Annotated in this window: 22 protein-coding genes, 1 tRNA gene, 5 pseudogenes and 1 riboswitch; of the genes and pseudogenes, 13 read left to right on the top strand and 15 right to left on the bottom strand. The window is 71.2% G+C overall.

The window, feature by feature from the left end; all coding sequences use genetic code 11:
- Positions 1–125: 125 nt before the first annotated feature.
- The 3 genes and pseudogenes from A8W25_RS18370 to A8W25_RS18360 form a co-directional block, all read right to left on the bottom strand.
- A complete protein-coding gene (locus tag A8W25_RS18370; protein WP_005315736.1) occupies positions 126–329 on the bottom strand; it encodes a cold-shock protein in 204 nt (67 codons plus the stop codon).
- Positions 330–750: 421 nt separating this feature from the next.
- Entirely contained in the window at positions 751–1,029 is a 279-nt protein-coding gene (locus A8W25_RS18365; protein ID WP_067162840.1) for a MoaD/ThiS family protein, read from the bottom strand.
- 38 nt (positions 1,030–1,067) lie between these two features.
- Positions 1,068–2,506, bottom strand: a pseudogene (locus tag A8W25_RS18360) (threonine synthase).
- Positions 2,500–2,627, bottom strand: a riboswitch (SAM riboswitch). It overlaps the preceding pseudogene by 7 nt.
- 188 nt (positions 2,628–2,815) lie before the next feature.
- On the opposite strand from A8W25_RS18360, the gene A8W25_RS18355 reads away from it, so the two are divergent.
- Positions 2,816–3,763: a glucosyl-3-phosphoglycerate synthase gene (locus A8W25_RS18355; RefSeq protein ID WP_067162838.1), complete on the top strand. Its 948-nt coding sequence runs from the start codon at positions 2,816–2,818 to the stop codon at positions 3,761–3,763.
- 498 nt (positions 3,764–4,261) lie between these two features.
- Positions 4,262–5,767 (top strand): M4 family metallopeptidase, encoded by a 1,506-nt coding sequence (locus tag A8W25_RS18350; RefSeq protein ID WP_079126276.1) that lies wholly within the window; start codon positions 4,262–4,264, stop codon positions 5,765–5,767.
- A gap of 34 nt (positions 5,768–5,801) precedes the next feature.
- Here the strand turns inward: A8W25_RS18350 and A8W25_RS18345 are convergent, their stop codons facing one another.
- Together A8W25_RS18345 and A8W25_RS18340 are read right to left on the bottom strand one after the other, a co-directional pair.
- Entirely contained in the window at positions 5,802–7,199 is a 1,398-nt protein-coding gene (locus A8W25_RS18345; RefSeq protein WP_067162834.1) for a M1 family metallopeptidase, read from the bottom strand.
- 139 nt (positions 7,200–7,338) lie between these two features.
- Positions 7,339–7,923 (bottom strand): GlcG/HbpS family heme-binding protein, encoded by a 585-nt coding sequence (locus A8W25_RS18340; RefSeq protein ID WP_067162833.1) that lies wholly within the window; start codon positions 7,921–7,923, stop codon positions 7,339–7,341.
- Positions 7,924–8,167: 244 nt separating this feature from the next.
- On the opposite strand from A8W25_RS18340, the pseudogene A8W25_RS32560 reads away from it, so the two are divergent.
- Positions 8,168–8,914: pseudogene (locus A8W25_RS32560) on the top strand (sensor histidine kinase); the annotation flags it as partial.
- A gap of 33 nt (positions 8,915–8,947) precedes the next feature.
- Here A8W25_RS32560 and A8W25_RS18330 read toward each other — a convergent pair.
- Positions 8,948–9,685: a DsbA family protein gene (locus A8W25_RS18330; protein WP_067162828.1), complete on the bottom strand. Its 738-nt coding sequence runs from the start codon at positions 9,683–9,685 to the stop codon at positions 8,948–8,950.
- Positions 9,686–9,873: 188 nt separating this feature from the next.
- On the opposite strand from A8W25_RS18330, the gene A8W25_RS18325 reads away from it, so the two are divergent.
- Positions 9,874–11,271, top strand: coding sequence for an NAD(P)/FAD-dependent oxidoreductase (locus A8W25_RS18325; protein WP_067162827.1), 1,398 nt, complete (start codon positions 9,874–9,876; stop codon positions 11,269–11,271).
- Between the two features lie 382 nt (positions 11,272–11,653).
- Entirely contained in the window at positions 11,654–12,157 is a 504-nt protein-coding gene (locus A8W25_RS18320) for a hypothetical protein (RefSeq protein WP_067162826.1), read from the top strand.
- A 13-nt stretch (positions 12,158–12,170) separates the two neighbouring features.
- Here the strand turns inward: A8W25_RS18320 and A8W25_RS18315 are convergent, their stop codons facing one another.
- Complete coding sequence (locus A8W25_RS18315; RefSeq protein WP_079126275.1) at positions 12,171–12,839, bottom strand: pentapeptide repeat-containing protein; 669 nt, start codon at positions 12,837–12,839, stop codon at positions 12,171–12,173.
- A 111-nt stretch (positions 12,840–12,950) separates the two neighbouring features.
- Between A8W25_RS18315 and A8W25_RS18310 the strand changes: the two genes are divergently transcribed.
- Positions 12,951–14,108 carry an NAD(P)-binding protein gene (locus tag A8W25_RS18310; protein ID WP_067162823.1) on the top strand — a complete coding sequence of 386 codons (1,158 nt, stop codon included), beginning with the start codon at positions 12,951–12,953 and terminating at the stop codon, positions 14,106–14,108.
- 444 nt (positions 14,109–14,552) lie between these two features.
- On the opposite strand, the pseudogene A8W25_RS35760 reads toward A8W25_RS18310, so the two are convergent.
- Positions 14,553–14,771 (bottom strand): annotated as a pseudogene (locus tag A8W25_RS35760) (restriction endonuclease); the annotation flags it as partial.
- Here A8W25_RS35760 and A8W25_RS35755 point away from each other — a divergent pair.
- Both A8W25_RS35755 and A8W25_RS35750 read left to right on the top strand, forming a co-directional pair.
- Positions 14,671–15,516 carry a hypothetical protein gene (locus tag A8W25_RS35755; RefSeq protein WP_420708512.1) on the top strand — a complete coding sequence of 282 codons (846 nt, stop codon included), beginning with the start codon at positions 14,671–14,673 and terminating at the stop codon, positions 15,514–15,516. The pseudogene A8W25_RS35760 and the gene A8W25_RS35755 sit on opposite strands and share 101 nt — an antisense overlap.
- Entirely contained in the window at positions 15,459–16,043 is a 585-nt protein-coding gene (locus A8W25_RS35750; protein WP_420708511.1) for a hypothetical protein, read from the top strand. The genes A8W25_RS35755 and A8W25_RS35750 overlap by 58 nt, the downstream gene beginning before the upstream one ends.
- Positions 16,044–16,113: 70 nt before the next feature.
- On the opposite strand, the gene A8W25_RS18295 is transcribed toward A8W25_RS35750, so the two are convergent.
- Positions 16,114–16,190, bottom strand: a tRNA-Thr gene (locus A8W25_RS18295).
- A 229-nt stretch (positions 16,191–16,419) separates the two neighbouring features.
- Here A8W25_RS18295 and A8W25_RS18290 point away from each other — a divergent pair.
- The 3 genes and pseudogenes from A8W25_RS18290 to A8W25_RS32550 form a co-directional block, all read left to right on the top strand.
- The gene (locus A8W25_RS18290) at positions 16,420–17,556 is read left to right on the top strand and encodes an ABC transporter ATP-binding protein (RefSeq protein ID WP_067162817.1); all 1,137 of its coding nucleotides are present in this window, start codon (positions 16,420–16,422) and stop codon (positions 17,554–17,556) included.
- Positions 17,557–17,809: 253 nt separating this feature from the next.
- Positions 17,810–18,220 (top strand): hypothetical protein, encoded by a 411-nt coding sequence (locus tag A8W25_RS18285; protein WP_067162814.1) that lies wholly within the window; start codon positions 17,810–17,812, stop codon positions 18,218–18,220.
- A 52-nt stretch (positions 18,221–18,272) separates the two neighbouring features.
- Positions 18,273–18,623: pseudogene (locus A8W25_RS32550) on the top strand (nucleotidyltransferase family protein); the annotation flags it as partial.
- Positions 18,624–18,708: 85 nt separating this feature from the next.
- On the opposite strand, the pseudogene A8W25_RS35745 reads toward A8W25_RS32550, so the two are convergent.
- Together A8W25_RS35745 and A8W25_RS18275 are read right to left on the bottom strand one after the other, a co-directional pair.
- Positions 18,709–18,948 (bottom strand): annotated as a pseudogene (locus A8W25_RS35745) (hypothetical protein); the annotation flags it as partial.
- A gap of 238 nt (positions 18,949–19,186) precedes the next feature.
- Positions 19,187–19,708, bottom strand: coding sequence for a cupin domain-containing protein (locus tag A8W25_RS18275; RefSeq protein ID WP_067162808.1), 522 nt, complete (start codon positions 19,706–19,708; stop codon positions 19,187–19,189).
- A gap of 222 nt (positions 19,709–19,930) precedes the next feature.
- On the opposite strand from A8W25_RS18275, the gene A8W25_RS18270 reads away from it, so the two are divergent.
- Complete coding sequence (locus A8W25_RS18270) at positions 19,931–20,470, top strand: MarR family winged helix-turn-helix transcriptional regulator (RefSeq protein ID WP_067162803.1); 540 nt, start codon at positions 19,931–19,933, stop codon at positions 20,468–20,470.
- Positions 20,471–20,572: 102 nt separating this feature from the next.
- Here the strand turns inward: A8W25_RS18270 and A8W25_RS34435 are convergent, their stop codons facing one another.
- Positions 20,573–20,731: a hypothetical protein gene (locus tag A8W25_RS34435; RefSeq protein ID WP_199831808.1), complete on the bottom strand. Its 159-nt coding sequence runs from the start codon at positions 20,729–20,731 to the stop codon at positions 20,573–20,575.
- Here A8W25_RS34435 and A8W25_RS18265 point away from each other — a divergent pair.
- The gene (locus tag A8W25_RS18265) at positions 20,721–21,233 is read left to right on the top strand and encodes a hypothetical protein (protein WP_067162802.1); all 513 of its coding nucleotides are present in this window, start codon (positions 20,721–20,723) and stop codon (positions 21,231–21,233) included. The two genes, A8W25_RS34435 and A8W25_RS18265, sit on opposite strands and share 11 nt — an antisense overlap.
- 61 nt (positions 21,234–21,294) lie before the next feature.
- On the opposite strand, the gene A8W25_RS18260 is transcribed toward A8W25_RS18265, so the two are convergent.
- The 3 genes from A8W25_RS18260 to A8W25_RS35015 all read right to left on the bottom strand — a co-directional run bounded on the left by A8W25_RS18260 (position 21,295) and on the right by A8W25_RS35015 (position 24,205).
- Complete coding sequence (locus A8W25_RS18260; protein ID WP_067162801.1) at positions 21,295–21,804, bottom strand: hypothetical protein; 510 nt, start codon at positions 21,802–21,804, stop codon at positions 21,295–21,297.
- A 98-nt stretch (positions 21,805–21,902) separates the two neighbouring features.
- Positions 21,903–23,786: an alpha/beta hydrolase gene (locus tag A8W25_RS18255; RefSeq protein WP_067162799.1), complete on the bottom strand. Its 1,884-nt coding sequence runs from the start codon at positions 23,784–23,786 to the stop codon at positions 21,903–21,905.
- Entirely contained in the window at positions 23,783–24,205 is a 423-nt protein-coding gene (locus tag A8W25_RS35015; RefSeq protein WP_234386496.1) for a hypothetical protein, read from the bottom strand. Before A8W25_RS35015 ends, A8W25_RS18255 begins: the two co-directional genes overlap by 4 nt.
- Positions 24,206–24,341 lie beyond the last annotated feature (136 nt).

Genomic DNA, 24,341 nt, shown 5'->3' with positions numbered 1-24,341 from the left:
GGCCGGGTCCCGGACACGTCCGCGCCGGCCCCCGGGGGCCCGGACACACACGTGGGGCCCGCATCCATTTACAGAGGATGCGGGCCCCACGGGCCTGTATGCGTCGGTGGCCGATCGCGCCGAGATCAGACGGCGAGCTTGACCATGTCCGCCTGCGGACCCTTCTGGCCCTGCGAGATCTCGAACTCGACTCGCTGACCTTCTTCAAGGGTGCGGTAGCCGTCCATCTGGATCGCGCTGTAGTGGACGAAAACATCCGCACCACCGTCGACCGCGATGAAGCCGTACCCCTTCTCCGCGTTGAACCACTTGACGGTGCCCTGAGCCATGCCTAACTCCCCTATTACTGGCCCTTGCACGGGACCGCACTTCGCGGACCCGGGTCAGACCTCCACCCTCCGACAGGAGAGGGTGTGCGCCGTAACGCGTCGACCGCGGCTGAATGTATCTGCCCAACTGCCCTCTGCAACAGGTCAATCGGACGAGAATTCCGGGCAGGGGTGAAGAGCGGAATGCCGCGAAATTCAGCATTCCGGGGCAAGTCGGGCCGGGCAAAGCGCACTTAAGGAGCAATATGCTCGAACACTTTGACTGCTTCTCGACGCCGGTTCGTCGCGTTCTCATATGCACGTGGCACGCGCAACGAAGGGGACTTCCCCACTGTACCGCGCTCAACCACACTGAATTGCCCCCTCCGCTTAGCTTGCGGAGGGGGCAATTCAGGTAACTGTGCGTGTGACGCGCCTATGTTCAGCAACCGCCCGCGACGGCCGGAATGATCGAGACGCCCGCGCCGTCCGGCGTCGCCGTCTCCAGGCCCTGCTCGAAGCGGACGTCGTCGTCGTTGACGTACACGTTGACGAAACGGCGCAGCTTGCCCTGGTCGTCCAGGACCCGGGCGGCGATCCCGGTGTGGTTCTTCTCCAGGTCGGCGATGACCTCGGCGAGGGTGGTGCCCTCGGCCGCGACCTCGGCCTTGCCGCCGGTGTACGTACGGAGGATGGTGGGGATGCGGACGTTGACGCTCATGGGGCTTCCTGCCTTCCGTCGTGCCTAAGCGAGGTGGGTCAGCCGGCCAGGCCGGCGGCGCGGAACGCGTCCAGGCTCGGGCGGATGGTCGCGGTCGGTCCAGTGGTCGGCGCCACCGCGTCCAGGGTCTTGAGGCCGTCACCCGTGTTGAGGACGACAGTAGTCAGGGTCGGGTCCAGGAGCCCGTTCTCGATGAGCTTCCGTGTGACGCCGACCGTCACGCCGCCCGCCGTCTCGGCGAAGATGCCCTCGGTCCGGGCCAGCAGCTTGATCGCGTCGACGACCTGCTCGTCGTTCACGTCCTCCACCGCGCCGCCGGTGCGCCGGGCGATGTCCAGGACGTACGGGCCGTCCGCCGGGTTGCCGATGGCCAGCGACTTGGCGATGGTGTCCGGCTTCTGCGGGCGTACGACGTCGTGGCCCGCCTTGAAGGCGGTCGAGACCGGCGAGCAGCCCTCGGCCTGAGCACCGAAGATCTTGTACGGCTTGTCCTCGACGAGGCCCAGCTTGATGAGCTCCTGGAGACCCTTGTCGATCTTCGTGAGCTGCGATCCCGACGCGATCGGGATGACGATCTGGTCGGGCAGCCGCCAGCCGAGCTGCTCGCAGATCTCGTACGCCAGCGTCTTGGAGCCCTCGCCGTAGTACGGGCGCAGGTTCACGTTCACGAAGCCCCAGCCCTCGCCGAGCGGGTCGCCGATGAGCTCCGAGCAGAAGCGGTTGACGTCGTCGTAGTTGCCCTCGATGCCGACCAGCTCGCCGCCGTACACCGCGGCCATGACGACCTTGCCCTGCTCCAGGTCGTGACGTCGTCGTAGTTGCCCTCGATGCCGACCAGCTCGCCGCCGTACACCGCGGCCATGACGACCTTGCCCTGCTCCAGGTCGTGCGGGATGAACACACAGGAGCGGAAACCGGCCCGGGCCGCGGCCGCGCCGACCGCGCCTGCGAGGTTGCCGGTGGAGGAGCAGGAGAGCGTGCTGAAGCCGAAGGCGCGGGCGGCCTCGACGGCGATCGCGACGACGCGGTCCTTGAAGGAGTGCGTCGGGTTGCCGGAGTCGTCCTTCACGTACAGACCGCCGGTGACGCCCAGCTCACGGGCGAGATTTTCGGCCTTGACGAGCTTGGTGAATCCGGGATTCAGGTTGGGCTTTTCAGCCACATTGGCCGGAACAGGCAGCAGGGGCGCATAGCGCCAGATGTTGTCGGGCCCCGCTTCGATCTGCTTGCGGAGCGCCTCGGGGTCACCCGTCGGAAGGTCGTACGCGACTTCGAGCGGACCGAAACACAGGGCGCAGGCGAAGATCGGGCCGAGGTCGAACCGCTCGCCGCATTCCCGGCAGGAAAGCGCGACGGCGGGACCGAGGTTCACAGTGGTGGCGGCATTGGCGGCGTTGGCGGTGTTGTCAGCGTTCGCGGTGTTCGCGGTGTTCTCAACGGGATGCACAGCCATGATGGCGAGGCCCTTTCTCCTCATCTTCCCCATGGCGCATTTCGCCATGAGACGGAATTGGCACCTTCCCCACCGTGACCTCGCGGTCGGCAGGGGGGTTGCCGGGACTTCAACGGGCCGTTCCCTCAGTCCCTCTGGATGAGCGCTGTGGCACTGGGTCCAGGACCCAGGCATTTGTCCGCGCGGCGACCCCGACATGCGATGGCCATCCGCGTTGTTCAAGACTGTAACCGAAGGCCCGGACGGTTGAGATAGTCGTCCGAACCGCGAGATGGATCACACGCGGCGCCCGCGCCGTCACTCACATCGTCACTCACAGAGGGGTCACCGATCGTGCTGGAAGAGGTGGAACGCTGGCTGAGCAGGCGTTCCTGGTCGGCGGCCGACCGCCCGCTGGACGCGATCACGGCCGCCAAGCGCCGCACCGGAACCACCGTGAGCGTGGTCCTGCCGGCGCTGAACGAGGAGGCCACGGTCGGCCAGATCGTCGCCGCGGTCCGGCGCGAGCTGATGACCGCCGCCGTGCCGCTGGTGGACGAGCTGGTGGTGGTCGACTCCGGCTCCACCGACCGTACGGCCGAGGTCGCGGCCGCCGCGGGCGCCCGGGTGGTGCACCGGGACGCGATCCTGCCCCGGATAGCCGCGCTGCCCGGCAAGGGCGAGGTCCTCTGGCGCTCTCTGCTGGTCACCACGGGTGACGTCGTCTGCTTCATCGACGCGGACCTGAAGGACTTCGACCCCGGCTTCGTCTCCGGGATCGTCGGCCCGCTCCTGACCGATCCGGACGTGGAGTTCGTCAAGGCGATGTACGACCGGCCGTTCGGCGACTCCCCAGGTCAGGGCGGTCGCGTCACCGAGCTCGTGGCCCGGCCGCTGCTCAATCTGCACTGGCCGCAGCTGGCCGGCTTCGTCCAGCCGCTGGGCGGCGAGTACGCGGCCCGGCGCTCGCTCCTGGAGCGGCTGCCGTTCCCCGTCGGTTACGGAGTGGAGCTGGGGCTGCTCGTCGACGCGCTGCACACGGTGGGCCTGGACGCGCTCGCCCAGGTCGACGTGGGCGTACGCAAGCACCGCCATCAGGACGGGCAGGCGCTCGGCCGGATGGCGGCGGCGATCTACCGCACCGCCCAACTACGGCTCTCCCGGGCCCACTTGGTGCGCCCGTCCCTGACGCAGTTCGAGCGGGGCGAGGACGGCTTCGTCCCGCGTACGTACGCGGTGGACACCGAGGAGCGGCCGCCGATGAGGGAAATCTCGGAGTACGCGGTGCACCGGGCGGCGTAACGGCGGGCGACGGCCCGGGGGACGGGCCCCCGCCAGCACCTCCCGAAGCCCCCGGCGCACCCCGCGCCGGGGGCTTCGGCGCGCCCACGGCCAAGTGCACGGCCAACCCGGCGCCCCAACCCGCGACCGACCCCACGGCCGAACCCGAATCACCGCCCGCCCGCACCCGTGGACGACCCCCGCCCAAAGGGCGCCCCGCATCGCTTACCGGACACCCCGCACCCCCTGACGGACACATTCCAGTCAAATACTTGTCGGTACCCTGTCAAAAAGTAGTCATCGGCTGGCACGCTCCCCCCACGCACCACACGCAGATGCGCCCCACGCACCTGCACCCCAACTCCTGTACGGGCACGGCTCGAACAGGCATCACCCGTACGGGCACCACCCACTCGCACCACCCCCCACCGCGCACCCCCACCGCGCAACGGATCGAGTGAAGGAGACCCCTCAGTGAGAAATTCCCTGCGTGCCGCCGCTCTTGCCGCCTCCGCCGCCATGGTCGTCGTAGGCGTCCAGTCGGGCACCAGTGCCGGCGCCGCCGACCGCGAGGCGGGCGCGAGCGCCCGCGTGCTCGGTGTGGCCGAGCGCGCCGACGCCCTCCAGGCCGCCCAGGCCTCCGCGCCCGCCGCCGCCCGGCAGATCGGGCTCGGCACCAAGGAGGCGCTCGTCGTACGCGACGTCATCAAGGACGTGGACGGCACCGTCCACACCCGCTACGAGCGCACCTACGACGGCCTGCCCGTCCTCGGCGGCGACCTCGTCGTCCACGCCAAGAAGGACGGCAGCCTCCAGGGGGTCAGCAAGAGCACCGACGCCCGTATATCCGTCGCCACTTCGGGCGTCTCGCTCAAGGCCGCCCCCGCCCACGCCCGCAAGGTCGTCTGGGCCGCGAGCGGCAAGCCCGTCCTCGCGTACGAGGCCGTCCTCACCGGGACCCAGCGCGACGGCACCCCCAGCGAGCGTCACGTCATCACCGACGCCGCGACCGGGGCCGAGCTCTACTCGTACGAGGCCATCGACACCGGGACCGGCACCAGCGAGTACTCGGGCAAGGTGACCCTCGGCACGACCAAGTCCGGCTCCACGTACAGCCTCACGGACGGCGGGCGCGGCGGCCACAAGACGTACGACCTCAAGCACGGCTCCTCGGGCACCGGCACGCTCTTCACCAAGGCCACCGACGTCTGGGGCGACGGCACCCCGCAGAACCGCGAGACCGCCGGCGTCGACGCGCACTACGGCGCCGCCGTGACCTGGGACTTCTACAAGGCCGAGCTCAACCGCAACGGCATCGCGGGCAACGGCAAGGCCGCGTACTCCCGGGTCCACTACGGCAACGCGTACGTCAACGCCTTCTGGGACGACAGCTGCTTCTGCATGACGTACGGCGACGGCGCGAACAACCTCAAGCCGCTCACCGCGCTCGACGTCGCGGGCCACGAGATGAGCCACGGCCTCACCGCCGCCACCGCCAAGCTCAACTACAGCAAGGAGTCCGGCGGTCTGAACGAGGGCACCAGCGACATCTTCGGCACGTCGGTGGAGTTCTTCGCGAACAACGCCAACGACGTCGGTGACTACCTCATCGGCGAGAAGATCGACATCCGGGGCAACGGCACGCCGCTGCGCTACATGGACAAGCCGAGCAAGGACGGCCAGTCGGCCGACTACTGGTCGAGCACGGTCGGCAACAAGGACGTGCACTACTCGTCCGGCGTCGCCAACCACTTCTTCTACCTGCTGTCCGAGGGCAGCGGCGCGAAGGTCATCAACGGTGTCAGCTACAACTCCCCGACCTCCGACGGCTCCAAGGTCACCGGCATCGGGCGGAGCAAGGCCTACAAGATCTGGTACAAGGCCCTGTCCACGTACATGACGTCGACGACCAACTACGCGAAGGCGCGCACCACGACCCTCCAGGCCGCGTCCGCCCTTTACGGGGCGAGCAGCACCGAGTACAAGACGGTGGCGGCCGCCTGGACCGCCGTCAACGTGAAGTAACCCAGGAGGGAACGACAGAACAACTCGCCTGGCTCTACGGGGACTTGGGCTTGCCGTCTCCGTAGAGCCAGGTGTCCCACAGGTCCGTCAGGTCCTTGCCGGAGCGCTCCTCCACGAACCGGGTGAAGTCCTCGGTGGAGGCGTTCGCGTGCCGGTACTCCTTCGTCCAGCCCCGCACGATGTCGTAGAACGCGTCGTCCCCGACGGCCTTGCGGATCCGATGGACCACCATCGCACCGCGCTGGTACACCGGCTCGGCCGAGATCTGCGCCGCGGACGGCGGCTCGGCGGGCGGGAAGGCCCACACATCGTCGTCGGCCCCCTTCGCGTACTGCTCGTCGAAGTGCGCCTGGGCCGGCTTCCCGCCGTGGTCCTCGCTCCAGAGCCACTCCGCGTACGTCGCGAAGCCCTCGTTGAGCCACATGTCCTTCCACCGCTTCGGCGTGACCGAGTCGCCGAACCACTGGTGGGCGAGCTCGTGGACGAGGGTCTCGGTGTCGAACTGGTCGGCGGGGACGACCGGCCGGTTCTGGGTCTCCAGGGCGTACTCGGCCGAGCCCTCGGGAGCGACGATCACCCCGGTGGAGGAGAAGGGGTACGGCCCGAAGTTCTCCTTCCCCCACTCGACGATCGCCGGGAGCTCGCCGACCACGTCGGCGGCCTCCTTGTCCGCCCCCGCCGTCTTGTCAACTGCCGTGTAGACAGGCATTCCTGACGAAGTCCTGGATTCCTTCACGTCGTACGCGCCGATCGCCACCGTCGCCACATAGCTCGCCATCGGCTCGCCGGTGTGCCAGGTGAAGGTGGTCCGCCCGCCCGCCGTGACCGTCGACTTCAGCTCGCCGTTGGAGACCGCCGTCAGCCCCTTGGGCACGGTGACCTTCACGTCGTACGTGGCCTTGTCGGCGGGGTGGTTGTTGGAGGGGAACCACGTCATCGACCCGGTGGGCTCGCCGAGCGCGAGCGCGCCGTCGTCCGTGCGCAGCCAGCCCTCGTGCGAGTCGTCCTGGTCGGTGAGGGTCTTCGGAGTCCCGGAGTAGGCCACGCTCGTACGGAACCGCTCGCCCTTGTCGATCTCGTCCGCCGGGCGCAGGGTCAGCTCGGAGCCCGCGCGGTTGGCGTCCGCGCGCTCGCCGTCTACGGTCGCGGACTTCACGTCCAGCCCCGCGAAGTCGAGGTTGAAGGCGCTCAGGTCGCGGGTGGCGCGGGCGGTGAGGGTGACGCTGCCGGTGAGGTGGTTGCGGGCCGGGTCGTAGTCGAGGGCGACGCTGTAGTGCTCCACGTCGTAGCCGCCGTTGCCCAGCTTGGGGAAGAGCCCGTCCCGCAGCCCCGCGGCACCCGGCTTGCCCTCCACCCCGCCGGTGCAGCCGCCGAGGGCGAGCAGGACGGCGCCGGGGAGGGCGAGTCGGCGTATCGCGCTGCGATGATCCACAGGGCGATCCTACGGGTAGGGCGTGCGGGGAACTCGGGGTGGCGGGCGCGCGGACGGTTTCGCGCCAGGCCCGCGCGCTGGGTCTGTCCACCGGGTCTGTCGACCGGGTCCGCGCGCGGGCCCTTCGCGCCGGGGGCGGCTACTTGGTCAGCGCGGCCACGCCCGCCTGGGCGAACTTCTCGTCGAGGTCGCCGCTCGGGGCGCCGGCGACGCCGATGCCCGCGATCGGGGCGCCCTGGGCCTGCACGGGCGCGCCGCCCGCGAGGAAGAGGGTGCCGGGGATGTCCTTGAGGTTGGGTGCCTGGGCGAGGCGGCCGGCCAGCACCGAGGTGGTGGCGTTCCAGGAGACGGCGGTGTACGCCTTGCGCTCGGCCGACTCGTACGACTGCGGGCCCGCGCCGTCGCCGCGCAGGGTGACCACGGTGTTGCCGTTGCGGTCCACGACGGCCACCGAGACGCGCTGGTTCTCCTTGGCGGCGGCGTCCAGGGCGGCGGTGGCGGCCTTGGTCGCGGCGGCGACGGTGAGGTGGGTGGAGTGGGTGAGGTTGCGGTCGGTGGCGTCCGCACGCGTGGCGGCGGGCGTCTTGGCGGCGGGGGCGGCCGCGTTGGCGCCGACCGCGCCGAAGGTGCCGGCGGCGAGGGCGGCCGCGGCGACGGCGCCGACGACGATCTTCTTGGTGCGACGGGTGGCCTGCGGGCGACGGGTGCTCGTGTTCGTGTCCATGCTTCGATCGTGGGCCCGGGCGGGCCGCCGCACGGTCGGCGCACCGGCTGCTCCCCGCTCGCGGACCGGTGGACCCGGCCGTCATCCGATCGGCTGATGCGGGGGTGGCCGTACCGGGTGAGGATGAGTACGGATACGAACGTACGCGCAGGTCAGGAGCCCGACAGTGGAGGCAGGGGCAGAGCGGCCCGCCGATCGGCCGGACGATCGGCCCAGGACCGACGAGCGGTGGCTGCCCGCCGTGATGCACGCCGCCTTCTTCCTGCTGCTCGGCGCCTCGCTCGCGCGGTTCCTGATCCGCCACCCCGGCGACGGCCGCACCCCGTGGATCGTCGCGCTCTCGGCCGCCCTCGCCGCGCTGTACGTCCTCGGCCCCGCCCTGGGATCCCGGCCCACGCCCCGGCGGCTCGGCTGGCTCTCCGTGGTGGTGGCGGTGTGGATGGTGCTGGTGCTGCTCGCGCCGAGCTTCGCTTGGTGCGCGGTGCCGCTGTTCTACACCGGGCTGCGGACACTGCCGACGCGGGCCGCGCTGGTGCTGGTGGCCCTGCTGACCGCGTTCGTGGTGGCCGCGCAGCTGATGCTGGCCGAGGGGGTCGACCCGAACCTGGTGGTCGCGCCACCCGCCGTCGCGGCCGTCGCCACCGCCGTGTTCGTCCATATGCAGCGCCAGGGCGACCGGCAGCGGCAGCTCATCGAAGACCTGATCCGCACCCGGCGCGAACTGGCCGCCACCGAGCGGCGCGAGGGCACGCTCGCGGAGCGCCAGCGCCTCTCCATGGAGATCCACGACACGCTCGCCCAGGGCCTGTCCAGCCAGCAGATGCTGCTCCAGGCGTCCGAGCGGGTGTGGGAGTCCGACCCGGCGGCGGCCCGCCGCCACGTCCGTACGGCCGAGTCGATCGCCGAGCGCAATCTGGCCGAGGCCCGCCGCTTCGTCCACGACCTCGCGCCCGCCGAGCTGGCGGCGGGCGGCAGCCTGCCGGGGGCGCTGCGGGGAACCCGGCGGTGGGGGCGAGGGCGGCCGTCAGGAGATTCCGGCGTCCTTGAGGACCTTCGCGAAGGCGGCCGCGTCGAGGATGGCCGAGCCGTCGCCCGCCGGGCGCTCGCCGTCGATCAGGACGGTCGGGCTGGAGTTCACACCGGACTTCTCGAAGGCCTTCTCGGCGGAGGCGACCCAGCTCTTGTACGTGTTCTCGCGCACCGCCTTGTCGAAGGCGGCGCCGCGCAGGCCCGGCACCTTGTCGGCGATCTTGAGGAGGTTGTCGGCGGTGTAGCCGTCGTCGGCCTCGTCCTCGGGCTGGCTGGCGAAGAGCGCCGCGTGGTACTCGGCGAATCCGCCCGCGTCCACCGACGCCCGCAGCGCGCCCGCCGCCCGCGCCGAACCGCCGCCGCCGAGGTTGCGGTCCAGGAAGGAGGCGAGGGTGTAGCGGATCTTGACCTTGCCCTGGGCGGCGAGCTCGGCGAGCGGCACCGCGCCGGACGCCTCGAACTTGGCGCAGTACGGGCAGCGCGGGTCCTCGTACACGGTCACGGTGTGCGCGGCCGACGGGCTGCCCACGACGATTTCCGCACCCTCCGCCTTCGCCGGGAGCTTGGCGAGGGTCGAGGCGTGCGGGGCGGCCCTGACGACCAGGTCCGCCGGTTCGGAGGAGCTCGAAGCGGACCCCGAGGAGCACGCGGCCACCGAGACGCCGAGCGCCCCGGCCAGCGCGAGTGCCACCGCCGCGCGGCGGGCCTTGCGTGCGGACGTACGTCCCGTCATACGAGTCAGCTCTCCCAAGATGTCACATCAATTCTGCTCATACTGACGCTAATTGCCCCGCCGGGCGGACCGGCCCGCCGAAGGTCCCCTCCCGCAGGGACGAAGGTCCCGTGCGGCCCGCCGCGGATTCCGTAGCTGCGGATTCCGCATCTGGACAGGCCCGACCGGGCGGTGTACCAACAAGCCCCATGAGTACGAGGACGATCAACGGCGGTATCTCCTTCTGGTACGCGCAGGACGGCATACCCGTCCCCCGCGAGCCCCTGACCGGCGACGCGACGGCGGACGTCGTCATCGTGGGCGGTGGCTACACGGGGCTGTGGACGGCGTACTACCTCAAGAAGGCCGTCCCCTTCCTCAACATCACCGTCCTGGAGGCCCGCTTCTGCGGCTACGGCGCCTCCGGCCGCAACGGCGGATGGCTCTACAACGGCATCGCGGGCCGCGACCGGTACGCGAAGCTGCACGGGCACGAGGCCGCCGTACGCCTCCAGCGGGCCATGAACGACACGGTCGGGGAGGTCGTACGCGTCGCCGCCGAGGAGTCGATCGACGCCGACGTCCATCAGGGCGGGGTGCTCGAAGTGGCGTACACACCCGCCCAGTTGGGCCGTCTCAAGGCCTTCCACGAGGCGGAGCTCGCCTTCGGTGAGAAGGACCGGCTGCTGCTGGGGGCCCGTGAGAGTGCCGAGCGGATCCGGGTCGCCGGGGCCGTCGGCTCCGCCTGGACCCCGCACGGCGCCCGCATCCACCCCGTCAAGCTGGTCAAGGGCCTGGCGGCGGCCGTGGAGGCGCTGGGGGTGACCGTCCACGAGTCGACCCCGGTGACGGAGATCCGCCCCAAGCACGCGGTCACTCCGTACGGCACGGTCCGCGCCCCGTACATCCTGCGCTGCACCGAGGGGTTCACCGCGTCGCTGAAGGGCCAGCGCCGGACCTGGCTGCCGATGAACTCGTCCATGATCGCCACCGAGCCGCTGCCGGACGGGCTGTGGGAGACGATCGGCTGGGAGGGCCGCGAGACCCTGGGCGACATGGCGCACGCGTACATGTACGCGCAGCGCACCGCCGACGGCCGGATCGCGCTCGGCGGGCGCGGGGTGCCGTACCGCTTCGGCTCCCGCACCGACAACGACGGCCGTACGCAGCCGGAGACGATCGAGGCCCTGCGCGACATCCTGCTGCGCTTCTTCCCCCAGCTCGCCGGGGTCGACGTCACGCACGCCTGGTCGGGGGTGCTCGGGGTGCCGCGCGACTGGTGCGCCACCGTCACCCTCGACCGCTCTACGGGTCTGGGCTGGGCGGGCGGCTATGTCGGCTCCGGCGTGGCCACCGCCAACCTCGCCGCCCGCACCCTGCGCGACCTGGTCCAGCAGGACTCCGGCCAGGGCGGCCCCACCGAACTGACCGCCCTGCCCTGGGTCGGCCACAAGGTCCGCCGCTGGGAGCCGGAGCCCTTCCGGTGGCTGGGTGTGCAGGGCATGTACGCGGCGTACCGGGAGGCGGACCGCCGTGAGCTGTCCGCCCACTCGGCGGCCACGCACCGGATCGCGGCGCTGGCGGACCGGGTTTCCGGGCGGGGCTGAGGAGTGCGCCCCTTTTGGGCCCGGACTTCGCCTGCGGGCCGGTGGGTGGCTGGTCGCGCAGTTCCCCGCGCCCCTGGCCCCGTGTTTGCCCGCAGGCCGGTGAGGGGCTTGTCGCGCAGTTCCCCGCGCCCCTGAAGGGGCCGTCTTTTGTCTGCGGATCGTGGGTGGTTCTCGCGCAGTTCCCCGCGCCCCTGAAAGCCTGTGGCTGAGCTGGGTTCTCCGGGCGCCGGTCACCCCCTAGGGGCGCGGGGAACTGCGCGGCCAGCCCCCGCCGGGCCGCAGACGAGGAACCCGCATCCCCGGAGGGGCCCGCATCCCCGGAGGGGCCCGCATCCCCGGAGGGGCGGGGCGGAGCCCTGCGCAGCCGTGGGACCATCGACGCGTGCTCGACATCGGCTACTCCCTCTCCAACCGCTTCCCCGACCCCCCGCAGACCGACTACCGCCGCGCGGACGTCCACGCCCTGCGCCACGACCTCTTCTGCGGAGACGTCTACCTCGCCGACACCAAGGCGGACCGCGAAGTGTCCACAGCCTGGGGATGGGTGCCGGTGCTCGACTTCGCGTGGGCGCTCTGCGACACCGTGGAGGCGCTCGACCGCGACCCCCGCGGCAGCCGCTCCTCCCGGAGCCAGTACGCCGAGATCGACTTCACCGAGTCCCCCGACCGTATGCTCTTCGAGCGCCGCTTCGGCTGGGTGGACGTCGAGGCCGACTGGATGTCCGGCGACGAGCCTCCGATCACCTTCAGCCACCGGCTGCTGCGCCGCGAGGCCCGCGACTTCCTGCACGACCTGATCGCCGACCTCAGCGACATGCACGACGAGCTCGCCGAGAACCCCGTCATCTGGACCCTCCAGTCCCGCTTTCCCCGGATCACCGACTAGGCCCTGCGCCGCCCTACGCCACCACCCGCACCCCCACCTGCGCCGCGAACGCCGGTGCCAGGTCCACCAGCTGGGACGGCGTGATCACCGCGCCCGCCAGGCGGTCCACGCCCCGGGCGATGTCCAGGAGCGCGGCGCCCCGCAGGTCGACGTCCTTCATCCGGGCCCCCGTGAAGTCGGCGCCCCGCAGCTCGCAGCCCGCGAAGTCCACCCGGTCGAGCCGGGCCATCGCGAAGTCCGGCTCGGCCAGGACGCAGTTCTCGAAGACCACGTCCCGCAGGTCCGTGTCGCGCAGATTCAGGTAGTCGATCTTGCCGCCGCGGATCAGGACCCGCTCAAGCACCGAGCCCTGGAACTGCACGCCGCCCATCCGCACGTCGTGGATCTCCACGTCGCGCAGGGACGCGCGCGACAGGTCCGTCCCCACGCCCCGTACGTCCGAGAGCACCGTGTCGATGAAACGGGCGCCGGGCAGCCGGGTCTCGTCGAGCGCGCAGCCGAACACCCCGCAGTCCATGAACCGGGCGCCGGTGCCCTCCTGCCCCGACAGATCCAGGTTCCGGAACTCCAGGCCGTCGTAGTCGCCCTCCGGTTCCAGTTCCGCCGGTCCGTGTGGTGCCAGCGGGGGCAGCCGCACCTCCGGACGCCGCACCGCCGTCACTTCCCTCGCCCTCTTCGCCATGACTCCATGCTGGACCACGCCACTGACAACCGCCCCACCCCTACCTGTCACATTCCACCCTCCCTCCTCCGTCTCTAACGATGAGTGCCCGTACAGCGACAGGAGAGCAGCATGGACCGGATCACCGTCATCGGCGGCGGCCTCGCCGGGCTCACCGCGGCCATCACCGCCGCCGAGTCCGGCGCCCGGGTGAACCTGTACGAGTCGCACCACACCCTGGGCGGACGCGCGCGTACCGCCGAGGGCCCGTATCTCACCAACGACGGTCCGCACGTCCTCTACAACGGCGGCCCGCACTGGGCCTGGCTCAAACGCCGGGGGCTGCTGGGGCCGGTCGCGTCCGCGGCGCCGCTGGAAGCCGCCAGGTTCCGCTTCCACTGGGACGGCTCGCTGCGCCACACTCCGCCTCTGGCCCTGCTGAAGCTGGCCCGGCAGAGTCCGGAAACCGCCCCCGTGGACAGTGACTTCGCCTCCTGGGCCGCCGGAGTCGTCGGCGCCAAGGCGGCCCGCGCCGCCGCCAACTACGCGGCCGTCGCGCTCTTCCACCACGACCCCGGCTCGCTCTCGGCCGCGTTCGTCCAGGAGCGGCTGCACCGCGCCCTCGCGCTGCCGCCCGAGGCGCGCTATCCGGTGGGCGGCTGGGGCACGCTGGTCGACCGGATGGCCACGCGCGCGTGGGAGCTGGGGGTGCACGTGGAGACCACCGCGCGCGTGGACGCGCTCCCCGACGACCACGGTCCTGTCGTCGTCGCCACCTCCCTGGACGCCGCCCGCAGGCTGCTCGGCGACGACTCGCTGCGCTGGACCAGCGGCCGCACCGCCCTGCTCGACCTGGGCCTGACCACCCGCCGGGGCGACCCGTTCGTCGTCTCCGACCTGGAGACCCCGGGCTGGATCGAACGCTTCACCGCCGCCGGCCGCACCCTCGCCCCGGCCGGCCACCAGCTGCTCCAGGCCCAGTTCCCCCTCGCCCCGCACGAGTCGAAGGCGGACGGCGTGGCGCGCGGCGAGCGGCTCCTGGACGCCGCGTTCGCGGGCTGGCGCCGACGCCTCACCTGGCGCCGCGACGCGCTGGCGGCCGGGCGTACGGGCGCGGTGGACCTGCCCGGCACCACCTGGCGCGACCGCCCGGCGATCGACCGCGGCCACGGCGTGTTCCTCGCGGGCGACCAGGTGGCGGCCCCGGGCGTCCTGTCGGAGGTCGCGTTCACCAGCGGGATCGAGGCGGCGTCGCTGGCGGTCCGGAGCCTGCGGCTGGCGGCGGCGTGAGGGGGCGGACGGCCCGCGCGGCGGTGGACCTCCCGGCCGCCCGGTGATGCTGTCCCGGGCGGCCGGTCCCGACCCGCCGCGCACCGGGCGCTGGAGACCCGGGGGACTGCGGGGAAGGCGGTACTGGTGCCGTGAACCTTCCCGGGGCTCCGCCCCCGTCCCCTTCTCCGGGGCTGCGCCCCGGGCCCCTTCGTCCGTCCGCAGGTCAATGAGGAGCTCGGGGCTCGGGGCGCAGCCCCGAAGGGGGGCCGGGGTGACCCCGGGAAGGGTCACGACAACAGGCGGCGTTCCCACCAGCGTCCCCGAGGGCCCCCGCTGCCCCGGCACCGCACCCTCCGGCCGGCCCGGCCGCTCTCCCAGCCTGCCCCGCAGCCCGCACGCGTGCAGCAGGTCCACCAGTTCCGCCCCGGACACCAGGGTCAGCGGCTTGCCCTGGGCGAAGGCGTACGAGCCGGGGCCGAAGCCCGAGGTCGTCACCAGGACGCCCTTGTTGGCCCCGGCGCCCTGGACCGTGCCGTACAGGTCCCGGACGGCCGTCGGCGGGACCGTGTTGCGGTAGCGCTTGACCTGGACGATGATCCGGCCGCCGCTGATCGGGTCGGGGTCCACCGCCTCCACGTCCACCCCGCCGTCGTTGGAACGCTGGGTGGTCACCGCGTCCATCCCCCGCGCCCGGAACAACTCCGCCACCAGGGACTCGAATTCGATCGGGTCCATCAGGAAGAGGTCCGGTTCGGTGGACGAGTCCGCGCCGTGGGTGATCACGCCGGTGCCCACCTCGGTCGGGCGGCGCACCGGGCGTACCGCCGCCCGCTGGTCGGGGCGGGCCGACAGCTGGCCCCGTACCGCCTCCACCAGGCAGTCCACCGCGCTCACTTGCCGAAGATCCAGGCGCTGGAAGGAGGGACGGTCCACCATCACCGAGGCCAGGACGATCTCCGCCCGGCGGCCCGTCGCCGGGTCGACGTCGTCCACGAAGCCGTTGAGCGCCACCGACTCCAGTACGCCGAACTCGTCCGCCGCGAACAGGTCCCGCACCACGAGCAGCACGCTCTGCGCCAGCGCGTCCCGGTACAGCGCGCGCCGCTGGGACACCGGGCGGGCCGACTCGCGCTCCTCGTCCGTACTGGCCACGTACCGTACGGACTTGGCCGCCGGGACCACGTCGAAGGCGGGCAGCTCCCAGTCGAGCACCAGTTGCCGGGCGCCCCGGTCGTACGCGCAGGACAGCCGGCGGGGGAAGCCCTCGGGCCACGCGGAGGCCGCGTACAGGGCCGCCGAGAAGTACTCGACGACCGCGTCGGGCTCGCCCGCCCGCAGGCCGCTCACCAGGTCGGACACGCCCGCGTTGTGCCCCCTGGCCGCCGCGAGCCGCTCCTGCGCCCAGCTCTCGTACCGCGCCCGGTAGTCGGCCAGTTGGCGGCGGCGCGCGGTCTCCGCGAGCTGCGCCGCGTCCCAGTCCCGCTGGTAGGCGGCCTGCGCCTCCTGCTGGGCGCGGCGGCCCGCCGTCCAGCCGTCCTGGGCCTGGTAGCGCGCCGGGTCCGGCATCGCCACCGGCCGCGCCAGCTCCCCCGGCGCGAACGGCTCGACGCTCTCCTCGCGCAGCAGCCCCGCCGTACGGAACGCGGGCTCCGCGCACCCCGCCGCCAGCAGCCCGGTCAGCACCTCCACGCGCGCGTCCAGCTCCTGCGAGCGCTGCCGGGCGTCCGCCTCGCGGCTCTGCCGGTAGGCGGCCTGCTGTTCGCGGTGGACCCGGGCGGCGTCCCGCTCGTACTCCCGCTGCTGCCGCTCGCGCTGGCGCTGCTGCTGGAGGGCCGCCCGGTGCTGGGCCTCCTGCTGGCGCTGCTGCTGCCGCTGCGCCTCCGCCCACACCCCGACCAGCCCGCTGGAACGACGACTCATACGGCTCCCCGGCCCCTTTCCCACACCCCTTGAGGCACACCCCTTGAAACACAATTGTCCCGGACCAGGAAGGTCCGGGACACGGTGTTACGCGGTGTTTCGGTGGAGCCGCCTGTCGGAATCGAACCGACGACCTCAAGATTACAAGTCAAGCGCTCTAGCCAACTGAGCTAAGGCGGCAGCGCGTGCGATCAGCACCCGCACGCGAGGGCGCCCTCCACTTCCCCGAGGGCTCCCTCACTCTACACAGAGCACGATCGGGGGCTCCAGGAAGTTCCCCTCTCCCACCTGCTGACAGATCGGACATCGCCGGGTAGCGTCTCGTGCAGCCCACCCAGGTGGACTACACCACTTCTCCCTCTACTCGGATCGTCCGGCACGTTCCTGCCGGTGAAGGGACAGGTCTCCCATGGCCACTGTCACGTTCGACAAGGCGACCCGGATCTACCCGGGCTCCACCAAGCCCGCGGTCGACGGGCTCGAGATCGAGATCGAGGACGGCGAGTTCCTCGTCCTCGTCGGCCCCTCGGGCTGCGGCAAGTCCACCTCCCTGCGGATGCTCGCGGGCCTGGAGGACGTCAACGGCGGCGCCATCCGCATCGGTGACCGCGACGTCACCCACCTCCCGCCGAAGGACCGGGACATCGCCATGGTGTTCCAGAACTACGCGCTGTACCCGCACATGACCGTCGCCGACAACATGGGCTTCGCCCTGAAGATCGCCGGGGTCAACAAGGCGGAGATCCGCAAGAAGGTCGAGGAGGCGGCGAAGATCCTCGACCTCACCGAGTACCTGGACCGCAAGCCCAAGGCGCTCTCCGGCGGTCAGCGCCAGCGAGTGGCGATGGGCCGCGCGATCGTCCGCGAGCCGCAGGTCTTCCTCATGGACGAGCCGCTCTCCAACCTCGACGCCAAGCTCCGCGTCTCCACCCGTACGCAGATCGCCTCGCTCCAGCGCCGCCTGGGCATCACCACGGTGTACGTCACCCACGACCAGGTCGAGGCCATGACGATGGGCGACCGCGTGGCGGTCCTCAAGGACGGTCTGCTCCAGCAGGTCGACTCGCCGCGCAACATGTACGACCGCCCGGCCAACCTCTTCGTCGCCGGCTTCATCGGCTCCCCCGCCATGAACCTCGTCGAGGTCCCGATCACCGACGGCGGTGTGAAGTTCGGCAACAGCGTGGTCCCGGTGAGCCGTGAGGCACTGTCCGCGGCCGCCGACCGGGGCGACCGCACGGTGACGGTCGGCGTGCGCCCCGAGCACTTCGACATCGTCGAGCACAACGGCGGCGCGGCGAAGTCCCTCTCCAAGGACAGCGACGCCGAGCCCGCGGGCCTCGCCGTCACGGTCAACGTGGTGGAGGAGCTCGGCGCCGACGGCTACGTGTACGGCACGGCCGAGGTCGGCGGCGAGCAGAAGGACCTCGTGGTCCGCGTGAACGGCCGCTCGGTCCCGGAGAAGGGCACCCAGCTCCACGTGGTCCCGCGGCCCGGCGAGACGCATGTCTTCTCGACCTCGACGGGCGAGCGCCTCAGCGACTGACGTACGGCGGCACGTCAGCCGGCCCCGCACCCCCCTACCGGGGTGCGGGGCTCTCCCTTTTTGGGGCGCTCCGTTTCCGAAGGGTCGAGGCGCTCCGTTTCCGAAGGCCGAGGAGCCCACCGACAAATACCCCGGCAGACCGGCCATTTCGAACTGCGTTCGTCAACACGGGATTCGAAACGCCGCCTCGAACCATCCCCCGACCGGGTGACTAAATGTCGCCAAATCATTACCCCCCGCTACGCTCGCCTCCGTGACGCACACAGCCCGCCGAATCGGCCGCACCCTAGCTCTCGTCCTGCCCGTCGTCCTCGTCCTCTCCGGGACGCTCGCGGTCACCCGGGTCAACTGGGCCGGGACCAGCGACTCGCAGCTGCTGACGGCCTCCTCCGAGGACGTCTCCGTACGCGCGAAGCCGCGCACTCCGCAGGACCTCCTGCGCGACGCGCTCCTGGCCGAGCTCCAGGAGAAGGACCCCGGGACCGCCCTCACCCACCTCCAGCGCGAGGTCGAGCGGCGCCCCTCGCTCGCCAAGCACTGCATGACGATCGCGCGGGCGCTGGGCCAGGCCGCCGTGAAGCAGTACGGTCCGGCGAAGGCCCAGTCGTTCTCGCGCCCCGTCTGCGACACGTCCTTCGCGTCGGGCGTGGCCCAGGAGTCCTGAACCCGGCAGCCGGGGCCGTCCCGCACACGGTCCACGGCATAGGGTTCACCGCATGACTGCGAGCACGACTTCGACCTTCCCGACGCAGGCCGTGGTCCTGGCGGGCGGCCAGGGCTCACGACTGCGTCCGTACACCGACGACCGCCCCAAGCCGATGGTCGAGATCCCCGGGACCGGGACCCCGATCATCGGCCATCAGCTCGCCTGGCTGGCCGCGGAGGGCGTCACCGACGCCGTGATCTCCTGCGGCCATCTCGCCGGTGTGCTCCAGGAGTGGCTGGACTCGGCGGATCTGCCGCTGCGCGTCACGACGGTCGGTGCCCCGTCGTCCCCTGGGACGTCTGGCTCGGGACACCCCCGACCGTCCCGGACTCCCGCACCGCCTTGGACGGCCGCTTGGACACCTTCGCGGACGGCTTGGCCGAACCGCTCACGGACGGCTTCGGGGAGCCGGGGCGGCGCACCACCGGCGCGTGCGGCGCGGGCGCCAGCGGCGTGCCCGGCAGGTAGTTGGTGGGGTCGGAGTTCGGCCCGGGGACCGTCACCATCTCGGTGGACCGGACGGCGCCGCCGAGGAGCGAGCCGATCAGCAGCGTCAGACCGACCACCACCGTCGCCATCACCGAGCCCCGCCGCAGCACCCGCCGCCGCAGCTCCCACAGCGTGGAGCGCGGGCCGAGACGGCGCCAGGCCTCGCCGGAGAGGCGGGCGTCCAGCGAGTACACCGGGCCTGATGGGGGAGGAGCAGGGCGAAGGAGGACGCCGCGAGCTGGATGCGCGGGAGGCCGCGGGCGGTGCCGAGGCGGCGGGTCGACGACGAGCAGCAGCATTCGCTTTGGCCTCATGACGACCGCGTCCGGCGCCGACCGGCTCGGGGGACGCGGTCCTGCACCGCGCCGCCTCCTTCCTGCCCGCCTCCTTCCTGCCCGGCTGCATGGTGCCCTCGGCCGTCGTCCGCGGGGTTGCTCAGACGTCGGCGCCGAACGCCGCCGACTCCGCGAGCGAGGCCTGCCACTGCGGGCTGTCGAAGTAGTGGTTGTCGTACGTCAGCGAGCTGTCCCGGATGTCCTGCACGGTGGCCTCACCCCGGTACACGCGTTCCAGCAGCCGGTAGTAGTCGAAGCGGTGCAGGCCCGGCGTGAACACGACGAGCAGCTCGGCCGTGCTGCCCGGCGCGGGCGCGAAGGCGTGCGGCACCGTGGGCGGCACGCTGAGGAAGTCGCCCTTGCCCAGGGTGTGCACCTCGTCCTGGACGAGGATGCGCATCGTGCCGTCGAGCACGAAGAACAGCTCCGTGGCCTTGGTGTGGAAGTGCGCGGGGGCGCCCGGCGACCCCTTCTCGAACGTGGCGCGGTTGGCGGTGAGCGCACCGCCCGTGTCACCCGCGTCGGCCAGCAGGGTGATCAGGCTGGTGGCGCCGTCCTGCAGGGACTCGGCCTGCTCGGCGCGGACCAGGACGGGACGCTGCGGCTGGGGGTTGGCGGTCATCAGGGTTCTCCTCGTGGTGCGGGTGTGGTGCGGGCGTGGTGCGGCCGTGACGCGTAACTGCCGCGAGGCGAGGCGAGCCGAGGGGTCGGCGGCAGCGGCCCATTTAGTTGCTGTGCGGAATATCCTCGCGGCAGACAACTTTCTACAAGCAAGATCGTCCGCACGTCAACTATCCGCACGGCAAATACTTACGGCTAGGATCACGGCATGGATGATCACGGCATGGATGATGGGGACCCGGACGCCGGTCTCTTCGGCGACACCCGTCTGACCGCGACCGGCCTGTTCTTCGAGGCCCACGACGGACTGGTCGCGAAGCTCGCGCCGACCATGGACAGAGCGGGACTCTCCCCCCTGGACTTCGGCGCGCTGATGCGACTGACCCGTTCACCCGGAGGGCGGTTGCGGATGACCGATCTGGCGGCTCAACTGTTCCTGTCCACCAGCGGCGTCACACGGGTCGTCGACCGTCTGCAACGCGGCGGCCTGGTGCGCCGTGAATCGAGCGCCGACGACCGGCGCAGCACGTACGCCGTCCTCACCGCCGACGGCACGGACCGGCTGCGCGGGGTACTGGCCGACCACCTCGACGACATCGAGCGCTGGTTCACGGGCCTCTACACCGCACAGGACCTAGGCGACCTGATCACCGCCCTGCGGACGCTCCGCGACGCCGTCCACCCGAACGCGGCGAAGAACACCGCTCCGCCGTCGACCGCCTCGGAGAGTGCCGTCGAACCCTCCGGCCCCACCGGCACGTGACCACTCGGGACTCGGCCCGGCGGCCCGCGGTGCGCTCTCGACGCCGGTGGCGACGAGTGGGGTTCCACGGTCCGGCGGACCGCTGGTCTCACTGACCGGGGTTCACCGGCCGGGCATCGGCGTGGGCTGGTGTGCCGCGGCCGCCGGGCCGCCTTCGCCCAGGTCCTCCTCGGCGGGCCGCGCCCTCCGCCGTACGGGGGAGAAGGCCTGCCGCGACGGACGATGTGAGGCCGGCACGTCCCTGGCCAGGATGTACGTCATGACGACAGCGACCGCCCCGCTCCACGCTCCTGCCCCCGCGCCCGTCTGGGCCCGCCGTGCCGCCCACGCCATCGCCCTGTGCGCCGTCCCGTCCGGCCTGTGGCGCATCGCCATGGCGTCCGGCGTCTACGTCGGCTACAGCGACCAGGTCCTGCGCGACGCCTTCGGCATCCCGGGGTGGGGCATCGCGTACGTCGTCGGGCTCTCCGTCATCACCGAACTGGCCGCCCTGTTCCCGCTGTTGCTCGTCAGCGACCGCTGGCGGCCACTGCGCCCCCGAACCCTCGCCGCGCTGGCCTGGAGCGCCTCGGCGGTCCTGGTCCTCGTGGCGCTGTGGCAACTCGTGGTCGCCTTCACCGTCGAGAGCCGGACATACATGTCAAGCAGCACGGCACACACCGTCTGGGCCTTCACCTTCGCCCCGCTGTCCGCCATCCCGGCCCTGATGACCGCGGTGACCTGGTCGTACACCCAGCGGCAACGGCAACGGGGCCGGGTGTGACCCCTGGCTAGGTGGACCAGAGGATCCATGGAGTGTCAGGGCGGCGGGGCGGATGTCTTGTTCACGTACGCGCCGGGGTCTTGGCCGACCAGAAGTCGTCGTGGAGGTAGGGGCGGGGGAAAAACTTGCCGCCCTCGTAGGCCGGAGTGTTGGTGTCCACGTTGGAGGGGGTGGTCGGCCGCTGGACGGGGGAGTCGGTGAGGCAGGGGGTGGTGACGGAGAAGCGGAACTGGCCTTCGCCGCCGACGGCCACATGTACCTGGAAATTCTCGGGCGTGAAGGCCGTGATGGACGGGAGTTCCTTACTCGCGTTCACCCGGGTGATCTTGTATCCGCTCGCCTTCCAGTTGCGTTCGACGACTCCGAGCAGAGCACCCCGTCGCTCGGGGGAGACGATCGTCATGACCATGACTCCGCGAATGACCGAACTCGTGCCGGTGCCTGCGTTCTTCCAGTCCGAGCAGCTGATGTCCTCCGAAGAATCATGGACCCAGCGGAGCCCCGGGGTGATGCCGGCAAGGGTCTTCTGGAGGATGACATCGGCCTTCTCGGCACCTTGCTGCATGTTCATGGTCGGGTGGTTCCTTCCAGCGGTACCTGAGCCAGGGAGGGAGCCGCAGCCGGCGACCGTCGTGAGGAGCAGGAGGGAGACGGCATGGCGGAGGGCTTTCATCGGGGCTCCTGGGTGCTGATTTGGCTGGCTCGCCCTGTCACGATCATGGCGATGTTGTCGGCGGAGTCCGTGTCCTTTTCGGGGTCGAAGTAGTTCGAGTGGGCCCCGAGGTCACCGAAGGAGAGATGCTCGGCGTCCACGACCGGTGGGCCGTCGGCCACGGCGAAGCGCTTGGCGCCGAATTCCGCGCTGGCGGGGTCGGTGCCGAAGTAGATCTGGCTCTCGTCCGTGACGGCGTCGCCGACTTCGTGGCCGGTGAAGGCTCCGAGCAGGCCCGAGGCCAGGCCGGGGACGATCCCCTGGGCGGACCCGGACCGGAAACCGGCCTTGAAGCCTTCCATGGCGGTGGCGCCTTCGACCTGGTTCGGCAGCTTGGTGACGATGTCGTTCTTGGCCGCGCCGACGTAGACGTGGTCCTTGCCGACGCCCAGTTGGTCGGCGGTGTGGGCCCCGGTGCCCGGGCTGCCGACGAGGATGATGTCATCGGCGCCCGGGATGCCACCCGTCCGCTGGGCCGCCTGGCCGACGGTGAGGGAGCCGTAGGAGTGGCCGATGGCGGTGATGTGGGGGTCGGCGTTCTCGTTCGTCGCCGCGATGCCCGCCATGAACTGGTTGTAGGCGGGGGCACCCACGACCGCGTCCCGCGGGGACATCACGCCGAGGTTGTCGGCGATCCGCTCCGCCGGGAGCTGAGGCGCGTCGTAGCCGAGCCACACGATCGAGGCACTGGACTTGTCGTAGAACCCCGCCCCCTTGGCGGTCATACGGGCCCGCTTGATGTCACCGCGGGCGAAGTCCGCGTCGAGTGAGGTGCCCAGGCCCGGGACGTAGGCGGAGACGTTGCGGGAGGTGTCCGGGTCGCCGAAGGAGACGATGGCCCGGCCGTTTCCCTGGTCGCCGATGCCGAGCAGGTACATCGGCGGTACGTTCGGTTCCGGATCGGCCCGCAGCTGCTGCTGGATGGACAGGAGGCCGCCCAGTTTCGCCTGTGCCGGAGCGCTGTCGTCGCCCGACAGCCTGCCGATGAGCAACTGGAGGTTTTCCCGGTTCGCTTCGTCCCTGACCAGGGACGGAATGCCGTCCAGATTGCCGATGACGTCCGGGTAGGTGGTGAGGAACTCCTCGCGCTGCTCCTGGGTGAGGTATGTCCACCATGCCTTGCGCTGGGCCGGGGACTTGTCCAGCGGAATGTCGTTTTTCAGGTACTCGCGGGCGACCTCACGGACCGCCGCCGCGTCGGCCGCCGCGTCCTCCCAGGTGGAAGTGCCCATGCTCAGGCCGTCCGGCGCCTTCAGCTTCTCCAGCGTGGTGCTGAAGCGTGCGTCGATCTCGCGCGCGTCGCGTACCGCCGCCAGGATCTGATCCGCGATCGCCTGCGCCTTGGCGTGGTTCGGGTTGGCAGTGGTCAGGCCGGGCTGGAGCCCGGTCAGGGACGGCGGACGGGCGAGCAGCGCGGAGCCGCCGGTCGCGCTGCCGCCGGGAACCGGCTGCTTCGAGATCAGGTTCTCGCCACCGGCGGGGTAGCTCACGGAGCCGTCCTCGCCCACGGTGAAACGCAGAGCTGCCGCGTCATCGAGCGCGTCCTTGAGCTTTCTCTGCGGACCGGCGAGCTCGTACGCGAGAGAATTCACCGTCGTACGGACCAGGCCGCACTCGGTGTGGAGGTAGTCGTAGTTGCGGTCGAGGCGCTTGAGGCGGTCGGCCGCCGAGCCTGCCGCCTCGCCCTTCTGCGTCTTCTCGATGGCGTTGACCATCTCGTTGCTGATCCGGTCCCGTGCGGCGTCGGCGAGGTTGCTGACGGCCCCCCAGCCGTCGGCGGCCTCCTGGAGCTCGGCCAGCTTGAGGTCGCGCAGCTGCCGCCAGGTGAGCACCCCCGTCACCGGCCCTTGCCGGCCGGCGCGGAGTACTGGGCCAGCGCCGACTTCACGCCCGCGTCCACCTCGCCCTGTGCCCACGCCGTCTCGCGCAGGGCCGGTTCCAGGGACCCGCACTCGGTGTGAACGGCCGTCAGGCGCTTGTCCCACGAGGCGAGTACGGACTTGAGTGCGGCCATGCTCGCGAGTCCGGCCGTGCCCGCCTCGGCGCCGGCGTGGGCCGTGGTCAGGGTGCCTTTCACCTTGGCGGTGTCCGTCCCGAGCGCGTGGGCCGTGCCCGCCGCGTCCGACCACGGCTTGGCGCTGTGCTTCAGCTCGCCGGAGGGCCCGGAGTTCGCCGGTCCCGCCGACGCCGGCGACATCGCCCCCGGCTGCCCCGCCTGGTCCAGCAGCCGCTGCCAGCTCTGCGCGTACACGTACTCCACCGTGATCCCTGTAGTCCCGTGCGACCCTTCCGTCGCCCCGAAACGACGTTAAAGGCGCAGGTGGGGGCAGGCGCAAGCGCCCACAGGAGGGTGGCCGGAAAAAGCCGGAAAAAGATCGTCCGCGCATAACACCCTG

Origin of the sequence: Streptomyces sp. ERV7, assembly GCF_001653515.1 — a bacterium.
In the GTDB taxonomy this organism is placed as follows: Bacteria; Actinomycetota; Actinomycetes; order Streptomycetales; family Streptomycetaceae; genus Streptomyces.
Note: the sequence above shows the minus strand (reverse complement) of the source record. Positions and strands in the feature narration are given on the sequence as shown.